Source organism: Gallaecimonas sp. GXIMD4217 (genome assembly GCF_038087665.1).
Taxonomy (GTDB): Bacteria; Pseudomonadota; Gammaproteobacteria; order Enterobacterales; family Gallaecimonadaceae; genus Gallaecimonas.
In genome coordinates this window covers 1,623,673-1,637,486 of the sequence record NZ_CP149925.1, presented here as the reverse complement: position 1 = coordinate 1,637,486, position 13,814 = coordinate 1,623,673, and the positions used below count along the sequence as shown (strand labels likewise).

At 64.4% G+C, this 13,814-nt stretch carries 17 protein-coding genes; 6 read left to right on the top strand and 11 right to left on the bottom strand.

What is annotated here, in order from left to right:
- The first annotated feature begins 27 nt into the window (after positions 1-27).
- The 6 genes from cobB to WDB71_RS07985 all read left to right on the top strand — a co-directional run bounded on the left by cobB (position 28) and on the right by WDB71_RS07985 (position 4,653).
- A complete protein-coding gene (cobB, locus tag WDB71_RS08010) occupies positions 28-726 on the top strand; it encodes a Sir2 family NAD+-dependent deacetylase (RefSeq protein WP_341504128.1) in 699 nt (232 codons plus the stop codon).
- 136 nt (positions 727-862) lie between these two features.
- The gene (locus WDB71_RS08005) at positions 863-1,486 is read left to right on the top strand and encodes a LysE family translocator (protein ID WP_341504127.1); all 624 of its coding nucleotides are present in this window, start codon (positions 863-865) and stop codon (positions 1,484-1,486) included.
- A gap of 87 nt (positions 1,487-1,573) precedes the next feature.
- Positions 1,574-2,554, top strand: a complete 981-nt coding sequence (locus tag WDB71_RS08000) for a rhodanese-related sulfurtransferase (protein ID WP_341504126.1) — start codon at positions 1,574-1,576, stop codon at positions 2,552-2,554.
- Positions 2,551-3,288: a hypothetical protein gene (locus tag WDB71_RS07995; protein WP_341504125.1), complete on the top strand. Its 738-nt coding sequence runs from the start codon at positions 2,551-2,553 to the stop codon at positions 3,286-3,288. Before WDB71_RS08000 ends, WDB71_RS07995 begins: the two co-directional genes overlap by 4 nt.
- Positions 3,285-4,046 (top strand): glucosaminidase domain-containing protein, encoded by a 762-nt coding sequence (locus WDB71_RS07990; protein WP_341504124.1) that lies wholly within the window; start codon positions 3,285-3,287, stop codon positions 4,044-4,046. Before WDB71_RS07995 ends, WDB71_RS07990 begins: the two co-directional genes overlap by 4 nt.
- The gene (locus WDB71_RS07985; RefSeq protein ID WP_341504123.1) at positions 4,039-4,653 is read left to right on the top strand and encodes a DUF2987 domain-containing protein; all 615 of its coding nucleotides are present in this window, start codon (positions 4,039-4,041) and stop codon (positions 4,651-4,653) included. The genes WDB71_RS07990 and WDB71_RS07985 overlap by 8 nt, the downstream gene beginning before the upstream one ends.
- 27 nt (positions 4,654-4,680) lie before the next feature.
- On the opposite strand, the gene ttcA is transcribed toward WDB71_RS07985, so the two are convergent.
- The 11 genes from ttcA to ccoO all read right to left on the bottom strand — a co-directional run bounded on the left by ttcA (position 4,681) and on the right by ccoO (position 13,795).
- The gene (gene ttcA, locus WDB71_RS07980; RefSeq protein WP_341504122.1) at positions 4,681-5,604 is read right to left on the bottom strand and encodes a tRNA 2-thiocytidine(32) synthetase TtcA; all 924 of its coding nucleotides are present in this window, start codon (positions 5,602-5,604) and stop codon (positions 4,681-4,683) included.
- Positions 5,605-5,698: 94 nt separating this feature from the next.
- The gene (uspE, locus tag WDB71_RS07975; protein ID WP_341504121.1) at positions 5,699-6,634 is read right to left on the bottom strand and encodes a universal stress protein UspE; all 936 of its coding nucleotides are present in this window, start codon (positions 6,632-6,634) and stop codon (positions 5,699-5,701) included.
- 52 nt (positions 6,635-6,686) lie between these two features.
- Positions 6,687-7,376, bottom strand: a complete 690-nt coding sequence (locus tag WDB71_RS07970) for an OmpW family outer membrane protein (protein WP_341504120.1) — start codon at positions 7,374-7,376, stop codon at positions 6,687-6,689.
- Between the two features lie 128 nt (positions 7,377-7,504).
- Positions 7,505-8,236, bottom strand: a complete 732-nt coding sequence (locus WDB71_RS07965; protein WP_341504119.1) for an FNR family transcription factor — start codon at positions 8,234-8,236, stop codon at positions 7,505-7,507.
- A 61-nt stretch (positions 8,237-8,297) separates the two neighbouring features.
- Positions 8,298-8,960, bottom strand: coding sequence for a sulfite exporter TauE/SafE family protein (locus WDB71_RS07960; RefSeq protein ID WP_341504118.1), 663 nt, complete (start codon positions 8,958-8,960; stop codon positions 8,298-8,300).
- A complete protein-coding gene (gene ccoS, locus WDB71_RS07955; protein WP_341504117.1) occupies positions 8,957-9,112 on the bottom strand; it encodes a cbb3-type cytochrome oxidase assembly protein CcoS in 156 nt (51 codons plus the stop codon). The genes WDB71_RS07960 and ccoS overlap by 4 nt, the downstream gene beginning before the upstream one ends.
- A complete protein-coding gene (locus WDB71_RS07950) occupies positions 9,109-11,487 on the bottom strand; it encodes a heavy metal translocating P-type ATPase (RefSeq protein ID WP_341504116.1) in 2,379 nt (792 codons plus the stop codon). The genes ccoS and WDB71_RS07950 overlap by 4 nt, the downstream gene beginning before the upstream one ends.
- Complete coding sequence (locus WDB71_RS07945; RefSeq protein ID WP_341504115.1) at positions 11,484-11,963, bottom strand: FixH family protein; 480 nt, start codon at positions 11,961-11,963, stop codon at positions 11,484-11,486. The genes WDB71_RS07950 and WDB71_RS07945 overlap by 4 nt, the downstream gene beginning before the upstream one ends.
- Positions 11,964-12,054: 91 nt before the next feature.
- A complete protein-coding gene (ccoP, locus tag WDB71_RS07940; protein WP_341504114.1) occupies positions 12,055-13,056 on the bottom strand; it encodes a cytochrome-c oxidase, cbb3-type subunit III in 1,002 nt (333 codons plus the stop codon).
- Positions 13,049-13,225: a cbb3-type cytochrome c oxidase subunit 3 gene (locus WDB71_RS07935; RefSeq protein WP_341504113.1), complete on the bottom strand. Its 177-nt coding sequence runs from the start codon at positions 13,223-13,225 to the stop codon at positions 13,049-13,051. Before WDB71_RS07935 ends, ccoP begins: the two co-directional genes overlap by 8 nt.
- Positions 13,226-13,234: 9 nt before the next feature.
- A complete protein-coding gene (ccoO, locus tag WDB71_RS07930) occupies positions 13,235-13,795 on the bottom strand; it encodes a cytochrome-c oxidase, cbb3-type subunit II (RefSeq protein WP_341504198.1) in 561 nt (186 codons plus the stop codon).
- Between the last annotated feature and the right edge of the window lie 19 nt (positions 13,796-13,814).

Below are 13,814 nucleotides of genomic sequence, written 5' to 3'. Positions count from 1 at the left end.
TCGTCGGCAAAAAGAGGTGTATGGAAAATGCATTACAGAAAGGTGGTGGTACTGACAGGGGCCGGCGTCAGCGCCGAGTCCGGGATCCGCACCTTCCGGGCTCAGGACGGGCTCTGGGAGCAGCACCGCCTGGAGGAGGTGGCCACCCCCGAGGCCTTTGCCGCCGATCCGGAACTGGTACACCGCTTCTACAACGCCAGGCGGGCACAGCTGGATCAGGTGGAGCCCAACGCCGCCCACCGGGCCCTGGCCAAGCTCGAGGTGGCCAGCGACGACTTCCTGCTGATCACCCAGAACATCGACGATCTCCACGAGCGGGCCGGCTCCAAACGGCTGCTGCACATGCATGGCGAGCTGCGCAAGGCCAGGTGCACCCGAAGCGGCCAGCTGTTCACCGTCAGCGAACCCCTGGGCACCGATAGCCACTGCACCTGCTGCCTGCCGGCGGCGCCCCTTAGGCCCCATGTGGTCTGGTTCGGCGAGATGCCCCTGGGTCTGGACAGGATCTACCTGGCCCTGGACCAGGCCGATCTCTTCCTGGCCGTGGGCACCTCCGGCCAGGTCTACCCGGCCGCCGGCTTCGTGGAGGAGGCGCGCCGGGCCGGCGCCCACTGCATCGAGGTCAATGTCCAGGACAGCGCCATCAGCCCGCTCTTTCACGAGCATTGCCGAGGGCCGGCCGCCGAGCTGCTGCCGGCCCTGGTCAACCGGCTTATCCAGCCATAGGCAGGGAGCCGGGTTCACCCCAGGGCCACGGAAAAGGGACCGCATGTCAGCCACGGCCCGTCCCATGTGAAGACGCCACCTCTTCCATTGCCGGCCGTGGGGTGCCAGCATTGGCCCTTGTCGCAAGGAGGTATCGATGACAACAGAACAGTTTCTGCTCCTGGCCGGGGCCCACTTCCTGGCCGTGGCCAGTCCAGGCCCGGATTTTGCGGTGGTCAGCCGCCACGCCATCGCCTTTGGCCGCCACAAGGGCATGCAGGTGGCCCTGGGTGTGGGGACGGGGATCCTGGTGCACATGCTCTATACCTGGGCCGGGGTGGCGCTGCTGCTCAAGCAGAACCCGACCCTGGAGATGCTGTTCTCGGTGGCCGCCGCCCTCTACCTGGCCTGGATGGGGGTAGGGGCCCTGCGTGCCAGCACCGGCCTGCAGCTCAGTGGCGAGGCCGGCCAGGTGCCGGGCTTTGCCGCCGCCTTCAGGCGCGGTTTCCTGGTCAATGCCCTCAATCCCAAGGCGACCCTGTTCTTCCTGACTCTGTTCGGGGTGGTGTTGAGCGCCGCCCCCAGCGGCTGGACCATGGTCGGCATTGCCGCCTACCTGTCCATCGCCACCGGCCTCTGGTTCGTGGTGCTGTCGGTGCTGCTGACCGCCGGCCCCCTGGGTCGCTTCCTGGCCGCCAAGGGCTACTGGGTGGACCGGCTGCTGGGACTGGTGCTGCTGGCCTTGGCCGCCAAGCTGCTGTGGGGACTGGCCCCGGCCTGAGGGTGGCCTGGGCAGCTGACTTTGCTACAATGGCGCCCCTAAATTTCGCGCCGGCTTTACGGGCCGGTCAGCCAAAGGAGTCTCACCATGGGCCACTATGTTGTTGCCGCCCTCTACAAGTTCGTTCGTCTTCCCCACTATGAGTCCCTGCGCCAGCCGCTGCTCGACTGCATGCTGGAAAACGAGGTCAAGGGCACCCTGCTGCTGGCCGCCGAGGGGATCAACGGCACCGTCTGCGGTCCCCGTGCCGGCATAGACGCGGTGCGTGACTGGCTGCTCAGCCACAAAGAATTCGAGGGCCTGAGCTACAAGGAGTCCTTTGCCGACGAGCAGGCCTTCTACCGCACCAAGGTCAAGCTGAAGAAGGAAATCGTCACCATGGGCGTGGAAGGCATAGACCCCAACAGGGTGGTCGGCACCTACGTGAGCCCCAAGGACTGGAACGCGCTGATCTCCGATCCCGAGGTGCTGCTGGTGGACACCCGTAACGACTACGAGGTGGGCATAGGCACCTTCAAGGGCGCCCTCAATCCCAATACCGAGACCTTCCGCGAATTCCCCGCCTACGTGAAGGAAAACCTGGATCCGACCAAACACAAGAAGGTGGCCATGTTCTGCACCGGTGGTATCCGCTGCGAGAAATCCACCGCCTACCTCAAGGAGCAGGGCTTCGACGAGGTCTACCACCTGGACGGCGGCATCCTCAAGTACCTGGAGGAGGTGCCGCAGGAGGAGAGCCTGTGGCAGGGCGAGTGCTTCGTGTTCGACCAGCGGGTCGCCGTCAAGCACGGCCTGGAGCAGGGCCAGTACGACCAGTGCTACGCCTGCCGCCGCCCCATCACCGAGGCCGACAAGGCAAGCGAGCGGTACATGCAGGGCGTGGTCTGCCCCCATTGCTACGACAGCATGACCGAGGAGCGCCGCCAGCGTTTCGAAGAACGCCAGAAGCAGATCGAACTGGCCAAACAGCGCAACCAGCAGCACATCGCCGTGGACGTGGCCAGGCTCAAGGCCGAGAAGGAAGCGCGCCGCCAGGAGCTGCTGGCCAGACAACAAGAAAAAGCATGATTGACGAACAGGACAAGGCCACCGAACTGAAACTCGGTGGCGATCCGGACAAGGCCCTGAGGGGCGAGATCCAACTGGACATGAAGGCCATCCTCAAGGAGGCCTGGCAGCACAGCCGCCAGGGCAGCCTGGCCATGACGGTCACCTTCCTGGCCCTGGGCCTGGGCTGGTATGGCCTGGACGTCCTGTTGGCCGGCCTGGCGCCAGCACTGGGACTGCCCCAGGAGCACCTGGGCCTGGCCCTGTTCAGCCAGCTGCTGATCCTCGGCCTGACCGCCCCCTTGATCACCGGTCTGCACATGCTGGGCATCTTCCGCTCCGTGGGGATCCCGCCCAGCTTCCGCCAAGCCCTGGCCTGGTATCCCCTGGCCAGCCGCCTGAGCCTGGCGGCCCTGCTCAGTTCGGTGCTGGTGCAGCTGGGACTGAGCCTGTTCCTGCTGCCCGGCCTGTTCCTGCTGGTGGCCTTCTGCTTCACCTTACCGCTGGTGGCCGACAAGGGCCTCAGCCCATTGGCGGCGCTGCGCCTGGGGTTGCACCTGGCGGTTCGCTACGGCTGGCAGATCCTGCTGGTGCAGCTGCTGGGCGGACTGGCGCTGATGGCCGGGGTGCTCAGCTTCGGGCTGCTTTTCGTCTGGGCCGTGCCCTGGTACTTCAACCTGCACGGGGTGTTGTACCGGGAGCTGTTCGGCGTAAGGCTGGCCATCCGTGGCCGCCAGGGGGTGCTGGCCGCATGAGAAGCCTGCATGTGCTCAAGGCGCCGCTGTTGCTGCTGGCGCTGTTGGCCGGGGTATTGCTGACGCTGCGCCAGCCGGGGCCGCCGCCGGCCCGGGATGCCAAGCTGGTGGACAGCCAGCTGCCGGATTTCGGCCAGTATGACCGGACCACCGAGAAGAAAAAGGCCTTCTTTGCCTACCTCAAACCCCTGGTGGAGGCGGAAAACGCCCGCATCCTGGCCGAGCGGGCCCGGCTGGAGAGCGTGCTGGACAAGGCGGAGCCAAGCGAGGCGGAGCAGCACTGGCTGGCGCAGCTGGCCAGCGACTATGAGCTGACCTGGCCCCTGGACGAAGCGGGCAGGCAGGAGCTGCTGAGCCGGGTCGACATACTGCCGCTGGCCATGGTGCTGGCCCAGGCCGCCAACGAGTCCGCCTGGGGCAACTCCCGCTTCGCCCGCCAGGGCTACAACTTCTTCGGCCAGTGGTGCTACCAGCCCGGCTGTGGCCTGGTGCCCCTGCAGCGTGGTCCCAACCAGCGCCACGAGGTGGCCAGGTTCGACAGTCCCCAGGACTCGGTGCGCAGCTACCTGCACAACATCAATACCCACGGCGCCTACCGGGAGCTGCGTGCCATCCGGGCCGCCCAGCGCCAGGCCGGCGAGACGCCCAGGGCCGGCGAGCTGGTCTGGGGCCTGCTCAGCTACTCAGAGCGCCGCGAGGATTATGTCCAGGAGCTGCTGGCCATGATCCGCCATAACAGGAGATACATGGATGAATAGGCTGGTACTGGCCCTGTTCGGGGCCGCCCTGGCGGCGCCGGCGGCGGCCGAGACGGTGATGCTCAACTACGACGGCTTCTTTGATCGCCTCAAGATCTACCACAAGGGCCATTATCCCCTGGCCAGGCTCTCCTTCGCCCTCAAGGCCCAGGGCGGCGCCTGCGACTTCACCCCCATCGACATCTTCGCCGGCGGCCAGAGCTACCCGCTGCTGGCCAACGACCAGGGCGAGCTGCTGCTGCCCTACGACAAGGCGCTCAAGGACGACAAGGCGGTGGTGCGCTTCGATACCGAGCAGGACTGCCACCTGGCGGTGAGCGTCACCGGCCGGGTCGAGGGCAAGCGCGTCTTCGGCGGCGAGCTGCTGGCCGCCATGGCCACCGACATGGCGGCGCTGATCGACGCCGAGGGGGGCATGATGTCCTTCCTGCTGCCAAAGCCGAAGGGGATCCTGGTGATGCTGGCCGAGGGCACCCAAGTGGAAAAGGCGCCCCACCACCAGATGAAGGCCGGCCGCCTCTATATCGCCCAAGAGGCGCTGACGCCGCAGGCCGGGCTGCGCCTCAGCCAGGCGCCCCTTGCCATCCGGCCCTGGTTCGGGCAGTAAAAAGCGGGCCTGGGCCCGCTTTTTTGATCAGCTCACGTCCTTGATGTTGAGGGTCAGCGCCGGATCGATGCTTGGCCCATCCTCATCCTCTTCCTTGCCGACAGGTACCGCCGGGAAGCTTTCCTTGTCAAAAGCGGTATCGCCTTCCAGGCCCTCGGCGTTGTCCAGGGTCAGGCCCTTGAAATCGAACAGTTGGGTATCGGCCAGGTGTGAGGGCACCACGTTCTGCAGCGCCTTGAACATGGTCTCGATGCGGCCAGGGAAGCGGCGGTCCCAGTCCTGGAGCATCTCCTTGATCACCTGGCGCTGCAGGTTGGGCTGGGAGCCGCACAGGTTGCAGGGAATGATGGGGAAGGCCTTGGCCTCGCTGTAGGCGGCGATGTCCTTCTCCTTGCAGTAGGCCAGGGGCCGGATCACCAGGTTCTCGCCGTCGTCGGAGACCAGCTTGGGCGGCATGGATTTGAGCTTGCCGCCGTAGAACATGTTCAGGAACAGGGTTTCGAGGATGTCGTCGCGGTGGTGGCCCAGGGCTATCTTGTTGCAGCCCAGCTCCTTGGCGGTGCGATAGAGGATGCCGCGGCGCAGGCGCGAGCACAGCGAGCAGGTGGTCTTGCCCTCGGGGATCTTGTCCTTGACGATGGCGTAGGTGTCTTCCTCGACGATCCTGTACTCGACACCGAGGCCGTCCAGGTACTCGGGCAGCACGTGCTCGGGGAAGCCGGGTTGCTTCTGATCCAGGTTCACCGCCACCAGCTCGAAGGAAACCGGCGCCGACTGCCGCAGGTTCTGCAGGATATCCAGCAGGGTATAGGAGTCCTTGCCGCCGGACAGGCAGACCATGATCCGGTCGCCGTCTTCAATCATGTTGAAGTCGGCAATGGCCTGGCCGACGTTGCGGCGCAGCCGCTTGTGCAGTTTATTGAGGTTGTATTGGGCTTTGCTGGACGACATCTGACACCCTGCTGGACGATATGGGGGCGCTTATTATAAAGGGCGGGGCGAAAAAGAAAATGCCGCAGCCATGGCTGCGGCATCTTTGCAGGGGCTAGTCTTCCTTGGCCAGGGGGCTGACGAAGTCCCTGGGCTTGATGGCCAGCACGTCGCTGGCCAGGCGGTCGATGACGTGCTCGGCGGTGTTGCCGATCAGCGCCGCAGAGATGCCGGTGCGACCAACGGTACCTATCACCACCAGCTCGGCGTCGATGTCGTCGGCGACCCTGGGGAGCACGTCCTCGGGCAGGCCTTCATAGACGTGGACCTTGCTTTCCTCTATGCCGTATTTCTGGGCATGGGCCCTGGCCTGGTTGAGGTGATGGTTGCGCATGGCCTCAGTATAGGCGTGGGGATCGAACTCCGGGATCTCGATGGCGATATTGACCGGGGTGCCGGGGTAGGCGTTGACCAGGTGCACGTTGCCGTCGATTTCCTTGGCCAGGGCCAGGGCCTCTTCGGTGGTGACGTTGTTGAGATCCTGGTGGGCCTCGTCCTCTGAGCCACAGTTGATGGCGGCCAGCACATTGCCGCCGGCGGGCCACTCGTGTTCCTTGACCAGCAGCACAGGCACCGGGCACTTGCGCATCAGATGCCAGTCGGTGGGGGTGAAGATCACCGCCCTGAGCTTGTGGTGCTCGTGGGTGGATTTGAAGACGGCGTCGTAGTCGCCGTCGAGCACCTCGCGGATGATGCTCTCGAAGGGCCTGTTATGCCAAACCACCTTCAGATCCAGCTTGCAGCCCTTCTTGCGGTAGGGCCCCGCCAGCTCCTCCAGCCATTCCTCGCGCTGGGAGATCACGCCCTTGCGCATGGCCTCCCGCTCTTCGCCGGAGAGCATGGTGGTCATCTCGTAGGAGAAGTCGTAGATGCTCAGAAACAGCGTCAGCCTGGCTCCGGTTTTCTGGGCCAGGTGACAGGCCCGGCTGAGGGCGGGTTGCTCGTCCTGATGCGGATCAGCCACAACCAGGATGTGTCGGTAGTTTGCCATAGCCTATCCCCTTGTAATGAGGGCGGGCGGCTTGGCCGCCCGCCCCTGGTCCTTAGAAGCGATAACCGAGACCCAGCATGTAGATGGTGGGATCGATATCCACACTGACTTTCTGCACTGTGGCGCCGTTCACCTTCACTTTAGCATCGGTATCGATATCGGCATACCAGATGGCGCCGCGAACATAAACTTTGTCATTGATATTCCAGTCAAAACCGACCTGGGCGGCCAGGCCGAAGGAGTCGTCCAGCTCCAGCTCCTTGCTGCCGGTCAGGCCCAGGGCATCCAGGGTACCGGCCAGCTCGCCGTCCACCTTTTCGTCGAAGAAGGTGGTGTAGTTCAGGCCCAGGCCCACATAGGGGCGGAAGTCCTGGCCGGGGTTGAAGCGGTATTGCACCGACAGGGTCGGCGGCAGGTGCTTGGTCTTGCCGACCTTGAGGCCATCGACGGCACCGCCCTTGACCTTGATGTCATGGGAGAAGGGGGTGGCGGCCAACAGCTCCAGGGACCAGTTGGGATGGAAATCGTAGTTGAGGGTGATGCCGAGCTGGGTGTTGTCCTCGACGGTCACCTTGGTGCTGTTGGCGGCCAGGCCGGCGGCGGCTTCGACATTGTTCAGGTAGCTGGAGTCGTCGTTGGGGTTGGCATTGGCGGCGCCAAAGGCGACGCGAAAGCCGTCGTCGGCCATGGCGGGGGCGGCCAGGCCCAGGGCGACCAGTACAGCGATTGCAGCAGTTTTCATGGAACTCTCCCGAAAAGGTTGTTGTTTTGAAGTCGGGAGCAGGTTAAGGGGGAAGGCCGAAAGGAAAGTTGTTGTGGATCAATAACCTTAACAAGGGCAGGGGCATTGCACCCCTGCCTTGCGCCAGATCAAGGGGTCAGGCTGTTGCCGGCCAGCTCCCGCAGGGCATCGAGATCCAGTATGGTGATGAACTTGCCGGACACGCGCAGCAGATCCTGCTTCTGGAAGCGGCCCAGCAGGCGGCTGATGGTCTCTACCGTCAGGCCCAGGTAGTTGCCGATATCGCCACGGGTCATGGTGAGGCGGAACTCCCTGGGGGAGAAGCCGCGCTGGCCGTAGCGGTCCGACAGGTTCATCAGGAAGGCGGCCAGGCGCTCCTCGGCACTCTTCTTGGACAGCAGCAGGATCAGATCCTGATCGCCCTTAATCTCGGAGGACATCAGCCTCATGATCTGCTGGCGCAGCCTGGGCATGGTGCCGGACAGGTTATCCAGGGTGTCGAAGGGGATCTCGCAGACCATGGCCGTTTCCAGGGCCTGGGCAAAGGAGGCGTGCTTGCCCTTGGTGATGGCGTCGAAACCGACGATATCGCCGGGCAGGTGGAAGCCGGTGATCTGCTCTTCGCCTTCCTCGGTGATGGTATAGCTCTTGATGGTACCGCTGCGGATGGCGTAGAGGGACTCCAGGGGTTTGCCGGCCTGGTAGATCTCGTCGCCCTTGTGGACGGGTTTCTTGCGCTCGATGATTTCATCGAGCTGATCCAGCTCGTTTTCGCTGAGGGTGAAGGGCAGGCACAACTCACTGATGGCACAGTCGTGACAGTGAATGGCGCACCCAGGCTGAACGATCCGCTGACCCATGATATTCCTTTGTGTAAATCAGGCTAAGCCTACTTGGCGCCACTATAACACCAGCCTTGGCTCAGCTCCACTGGTGCCAAAGGCCATAGAGCAGCTGCCCGGCCAGGGCGAACAGCAGCAGGGCACTGATACGGCGAAATCCCTTGTGTTTCAGCAGCTTTTTCAACTTCTGCGCGGCCAGGCCGGTGCCCAGCATGGCTGGCAGGGTACCCAGGCCAAAGGCGGCCATCACCAGGGCACCCTCCTGGGCCGAGCCGGCCAGGGCGGCCCAGGCCAGGGTGGAGTAGACCAGGCCGCAGGGCAGCCAGCCCCAGAGCATGCCAAGAGGCAGGGCCAGCCAGGCAGACTTCAACGGCAACAGCCTTTTGCTGATGGGCTGCAGCCGCTGCCACAGGAGCTGGCCCAGCTTTTCCAGCCGCACCAGGCCGAAATACCATTGCCCCAGATAGAGCCCCATCAGGATCAGCAGCAGCGCCGCCACCAGCTTGAGCACCAGGAATACCGGGGCACCGACGGCGGCCACATAGGCGCCACTGGCGCCGACCAGGGCTCCGGCCAGGGCATAGGAGGACACCCGGCCCAGGTTGTACAGCAGCAGGGCGCCCAGGCGCCTGTCCTCGGGCAGGGTCAGCGAGAAGGCCCCCATCATGGAGCCGCACATGCCGAAACAGTGGCCGGCCCCGGCCAGGCCGATAAGCAGGGCGCCGGCGAAGGTGAGGGTCATGGCTTGGGCTGGTCGTCTTCGTCAAACAGGATGGAATGGCCCTGGCGATCGAGATCCTCGAACTGATCCTTCTTCACGGCCCAGAAGAACAGCAGCACGCCGATGATGGCGAAGATCAGGGCGATTGGCACCAGGATAGCGAGAATACTCATCGGGACCTCAACAGACGCAGGGAGTTGCCGATCACCAGCAGCGAACTCAGGGACATGCCGGCCGCCGCCACCCAGGGCAGCACCAGCCCCATCACCGCCAGGGGCAGAATGAGGCCATTGTAACCCAGGGCCCAGAGGAAATTCTCCACCATGATGCGGCGGCTGTCTTTGGCCAGGACCAGGGCCTGGGCCAGCTTGCCTATCTGATCCCCCATCAGCACCAGATCGGCGCTGGTGCGAGCCAAGTCCGTGCCCGAGCCCATGGCGATGGACACCTGGGCACCGGCCAGCACGGGCGCATCATTGATACCGTCGCCCACCATCAGCACCACCTCGCCCCGGCCCTGGCACTGGCGCAGGAAGTCCAGCTTGCCCTGGGGCGTCATGGCCTTCTGGCAATCGGCGATGCCCAGGTCGGCGGCGACCTGGTCGGCCAGGGCCGAGCCGTCACCGGTGAGCAGGGTGATCCGCTTGCCCTGGGCCTTCAGCTGCTCGACCAAGGCACCGGCATCGTCGCGCAGGCTGTCTTCCAGCCAGAAGGCGGCGACACAGCCGTTGTCAGCGCAGAGGTAGACGCTGGCATCCCCAGGCTCGCTGCCGTCGAGCTGTTCGGCCAGCATCTGTCGGCTGCCGAGGCGAAAGCGCTGGCCGTTTATGGTGCCGCTGACGCCGCCGCCGACGGTGTTCTCGATGTCGCTGGCTCGGAACTCACCCGTTCCCCGTGCCAGGAAGGCCCTGGCGATGGGGTGCTCCGAGCCTTCCTCCAGGGCGGCGGCCAGGGCCAGCCAGTGGTCGTCGCGACCGTCCGCAGACCAGCTCCGGCCGATGCTGAGGCTGCCCCGGGTCAGGGTGCCGGTCTTGTCGAACACCACCCTGTCCACCTTGGGCAGGGCCTCCAGGGCCTGGCCCCGGCGCACCATCAGGCCCAGTTTGGAGAGCCTGGCCATGGCACAGGTCAACGCCGTGGGGGTGGCCAGGGACAGGGCGCAGGGGCAGGTGGCCACCAGCACCGACAGGGTGATCCAGAAGGCCTGATCCCGGTCCAGCAGGAACCAGCTGCCGTAGGTGAGGCTCGCCACCACCAGCAGGGCAATGACGAAATAGCGGGCCACCCGGTCGGCCAGCAGTGCCACCTTGGGTTTGCTGGCCTGGGCCTGATCCTGCAGCCGCACTATGGAGGCCAGCAGGTTGTCCTGGCCGACGGCGGTGACCCTGGCCTGGACCGGCGAGCTCTGGTTGAGGCTGCCGGCATAGATGGCCTCGCCCCTGGTCCTGGTGACCGGCAGGGATTCGCCGGTGATGAAGGCCTCGTCGAAGTCGGCCTGGCCGTCAAGGATCTCGGCGTCGGCCGGCACCTTCTCGCCGGGGCGGATCTGGATGCGATCACCGGCCTGCAGCTCGGAAACCGGCACCTGCTGCCAGTCGCCCTCCTGTTGCCGCCAGGCCACGGCCGGGACCAGCTTGAGCAGATTGGCGCTGGATTCGGCGGCGCGGCGCCGGGCGCGCAGCTCCAGCATGCGCCCGGTCAGCAGCAGGAAGGTGAACATGGAAATGGATTCGAAATAGACCTCGCCACCGCCGCGTACCGTGGCGAAGGCCGAGGCACAATAGGCGCCGAAGATGGCGATGCTGACCGGCAGATCCATGCCCGGCTGGCCCTGCCTGAGCCCGCGCCAGGCGGCCTTGTAGAAGGGCTGGGCGGAGTAGAGGGCCACCGGCGTGGCCAGCAGCAGGCTCACGTAGCGGAAATACTGGTGGGTGGTGTCGTCCAGATCGGTCACCACGCCAAAGTAGATGCCGATGGCGATCATCATCACCTGCATGGTGGCAAGGCCGGCCAGGCCGAGCCGCAGCAACATGCCGCGCATGTCGCGGGCAAACCTGGCCTCCTGCTCGTCGGGCTGGAAGGGCAGGGCCGGGTAGCCTATCTCCCTGAGCCTGGCCAGCAACTGCGACAGGGAGCTTTGGCCGGCATCCCAGCGGATAAAGGCCCTGTGGGTGGTGGCGTTGACGTTGATGCGCACCACCCCGGGCAGGCGGCCCAGCTGCTTTTCGATAAGCCAGGCGCAGGCAGCGCAGGCCAGGCCGTCCACGGACAGGGTGATCTCGCTGAGGTTGCCGTCCCGGTGGACGAACTGGCGCTGGATGGCCTCGCTGTCGAAGGCATCCAGCGCCTTGAGGGCGTCCGGCACCAGATCGGCCTTGCTGGCCGCCTCGGAGCGGAACCTGTAGTAGTCGGTCAGGCCGCCATCCACTATGGCCTGGCTCACCGACTGGCAGCCGGGGCAGCACATGGCCCTGGCTTCACCGAAGATGACGGTGCTGAAATTTATGCCGGTGGGAACCGGCTCGTGGCAGTGGTAGCAGTGGCTCATGGACGGCCGTTGAGTTCAACGCTGGCAACGGGGAAACCGGCCTTGGCCTGGATGCGCCAACTGCCGTCAAAGGGCTCGGCGCGGATGGCCCAGCGGCCACTGAGGGGCTCGCTCAGGGCCAGGCGGTAATGACCCTTGGCATCGGCGGTGAGCAACTTGGCAAAATCCTTGTGCTCCAGGGTGGCATGGTGGAATGACAGCCGCACCGGGGTGCCTGGCGCCACATCGCCACCGGTGAAGGTCAACACCACATCCTTGTCGCTGGCCACCAGGCTGGCCTTGATGCCGCGCTTGAGGGCGGCATTTCGCTTGTCCAGCTCCAGGTTGATGGCCTTGCCTTCCTTGTAATAGTCGTCGACCACCATGGACACCTTGTTGTTGTTGGCGATGATCACGGTGGCGATGCCGGCGATCACGGCCGACAGGGGCAGGGCGATCAGAAACCAGGGCCAAAACTGCTTATACCAGGGCTGCATAAAGTCCTCCGAAATTGACGGCGGCAATTCTACCTTAAAGGTCAAAAAAAAGCCCCGCATCGGGCGGGGCTTTTGATTGGAAACAAAAAGCTTACTCGGCGGCCTCGCCTTTGGCTTTCTGCTCCGGGTTGGACAGGCGGTAGACATAGGCGGCCAGCACGTGGACCTTGTCTTCACCCAGAATGTCCTTCCAGGCCGGCATCACGCCGTTGCGGCCGTGACGCAGGGTATCGGCAACGGCGCCCTTGGAGCCGCCGTACAGCCAGATGTTGTCGGTCAGGTCGGGGGCACCACCGGCGGCCACGGGCAGGCCGTTGGCGATGGAGCCCTTGCCGTCGGCACCGTGACAGGCGGCGCACAGCGCGAACTTGGCCTTGCCGGCCGCGGCCTGCTGATCGTCAACCTTACGGCCGGACAGGGACAGCACATAGGCGGTCATCTCTTCGATGCCCTGGTCACCCAGTGCCGCTTCCCAGGAGGGCATGGCGGCGGTACGACCGTGCAGTATGGTCTCCTTGATGGCCGCGGGGCTGCCGCCGTAGAGCCAATCGTTGTCGGTCAGGTTCGGGAAACCGTCGGCGCCACCGGCGTCAGAGCCGTGGCACTGGGCGCAGTTCTGCAGGAACAGGCGCTGGCCCACCTTCACCGCTTCGCTGTCGTAGGCCAGCTCGGCGATAGGCTTCTTGGCGTACTCGGCGAAGATGGGGCCGAAGGTCTCGTCGGCCTTGACCATCTCGCGGTCGTACTGAACCAGGCTACCGGACTCGCGAGCGGCCTGGGCCTGCTGACGGGAGTCTTCCAGAGACATGATGCTCTGGTTGGCGCTGGTCCAGCCCAGCAGGCCCTTGAAGTTACCCAGGCCCGGCATCAGCAGCAGGTAGCCCAGGGAGAAGACGATGGTGGCCCAGAACATGTAGGACCACCACTTCGGCAGCGGGTTGTTGATTTCGACGATGCCGTCGAAGGAGTGATGCATCAGCTCACCCTCGGCAACGTCGGCGGTGTTTTTACGGCACCACCACAGCAGGACGCCACAACCAGCAATGGTGCCCAGTGTGATAACGGTGACCCAGATGCTCCAGAAGCTACTCATTATTTGACTCCTGTTTACGTTCGTCCTTGGCTTTGTCGTCAGCAAAGATGGAGTTTGCTGCCTCGTCGAAAGCCTTCTTGCGGCGGCTGCTGTAGGCCCAGGCGATGATGCCGATGAACACGATCAGCAGGACCAGGGTGACAATGCCGCGGAGCGTTCCGTAATCCATGTTGTTCCCTTACTTCAGGGCGTGACCCAGTGACTGCAGATAGGCGACGAGGGCGTCCATTTCGGTCTTACCCTTCACCTCTGCTTCGGCTTTGGCGATCTGCTCGTCGGTGTAAGGCACACCGAAGGTGCGGAAGACTTCCATCTTCTTACCGGTCAAAGCGCCGTCCAGCGTGTTTTCCTCAAGCCAGGGGTAAGCCGGCATGATGGACTCGGGCACGACCAGACGGGGGTCGATCAGGTGGACACGGTGCCATTCGTCCGAGTAACGGCCGCCGACACGGGCCAGATCCGGGCCGGTACGCTTGGAGCCCCACAGGAAGGGGTGCTCCCAGACGTGCTCACCGGCAACGGAGTAATGGCCGTAGCGCTCGGTCTCGTGACGGAAGGGACGGATCATCTGGGAGTGACAGTTGTTACAGCCTTCACGGATGTAGATGTCACGGCCTTCCAGCTCCAGGGCGGTGTAGGGACGCAGGTTCTCTACCTTACCCTGGTTGGTGGTGTCCTTTGAGTACAGGAGCGGGGTGATCTCCACGATACCGCCCAAGGAGATCACGATAACGATCATGATGGCCAGCCAGCCAACA

Coding starts and splice junctions, on each gene's coding strand:
- ccoP (WP_341504114.1), bottom strand. CDS start 13,056: ATGAGTAGCTTCTGGAGCATCTGGGTCACCGTTATCACACTGGGCACC.
- WDB71_RS07935 (WP_341504113.1), bottom strand. CDS start 13,225: ATGGATTACGGAACGCTCCGCGGCATTGTCACCCTGGTCCTGCTGATC.
- WDB71_RS08005 (WP_341504127.1), top strand. CDS start 863: ATGACAACAGAACAGTTTCTGCTCCTGGCCGGGGCCCACTTCCTGGCC.
- WDB71_RS07995 (WP_341504125.1), top strand. CDS start 2,551: ATGATTGACGAACAGGACAAGGCCACCGAACTGAAACTCGGTGGCGAT.
- ccoS (WP_341504117.1), bottom strand. CDS start 9,112: ATGAGTATTCTCGCTATCCTGGTGCCAATCGCCCTGATCTTCGCCATC.
- ccoO (WP_341504198.1), bottom strand. CDS start 13,795: ATGATCGTTATCGTGATCTCCTTGGGCGGTATCGTGGAGATCACCCCG.
- WDB71_RS07990 (WP_341504124.1), top strand. CDS start 3,285: ATGAGAAGCCTGCATGTGCTCAAGGCGCCGCTGTTGCTGCTGGCGCTG.
- ttcA (WP_341504122.1), bottom strand. CDS start 5,604: ATGTCGTCCAGCAAAGCCCAATACAACCTCAATAAACTGCACAAGCGG.
- WDB71_RS07945 (WP_341504115.1), bottom strand. CDS start 11,963: ATGCAGCCCTGGTATAAGCAGTTTTGGCCCTGGTTTCTGATCGCCCTG.
- WDB71_RS07965 (WP_341504119.1), bottom strand. CDS start 8,236: ATGGGTCAGCGGATCGTTCAGCCTGGGTGCGCCATTCACTGTCACGAC.
- WDB71_RS07950 (WP_341504116.1), bottom strand. CDS start 11,487: ATGAGCCACTGCTACCACTGCCACGAGCCGGTTCCCACCGGCATAAAT.
- uspE (WP_341504121.1), bottom strand. CDS start 6,634: ATGGCAAACTACCGACACATCCTGGTTGTGGCTGATCCGCATCAGGAC.
- WDB71_RS07985 (WP_341504123.1), top strand. CDS start 4,039: ATGAATAGGCTGGTACTGGCCCTGTTCGGGGCCGCCCTGGCGGCGCCG.
- WDB71_RS08000 (WP_341504126.1), top strand. CDS start 1,574: ATGGGCCACTATGTTGTTGCCGCCCTCTACAAGTTCGTTCGTCTTCCC.
- WDB71_RS07970 (WP_341504120.1), bottom strand. CDS start 7,376: ATGAAAACTGCTGCAATCGCTGTACTGGTCGCCCTGGGCCTGGCCGCC.
- WDB71_RS07960 (WP_341504118.1), bottom strand. CDS start 8,960: ATGACCCTCACCTTCGCCGGCGCCCTGCTTATCGGCCTGGCCGGGGCC.
- cobB (WP_341504128.1), top strand. CDS start 28: ATGCATTACAGAAAGGTGGTGGTACTGACAGGGGCCGGCGTCAGCGCC.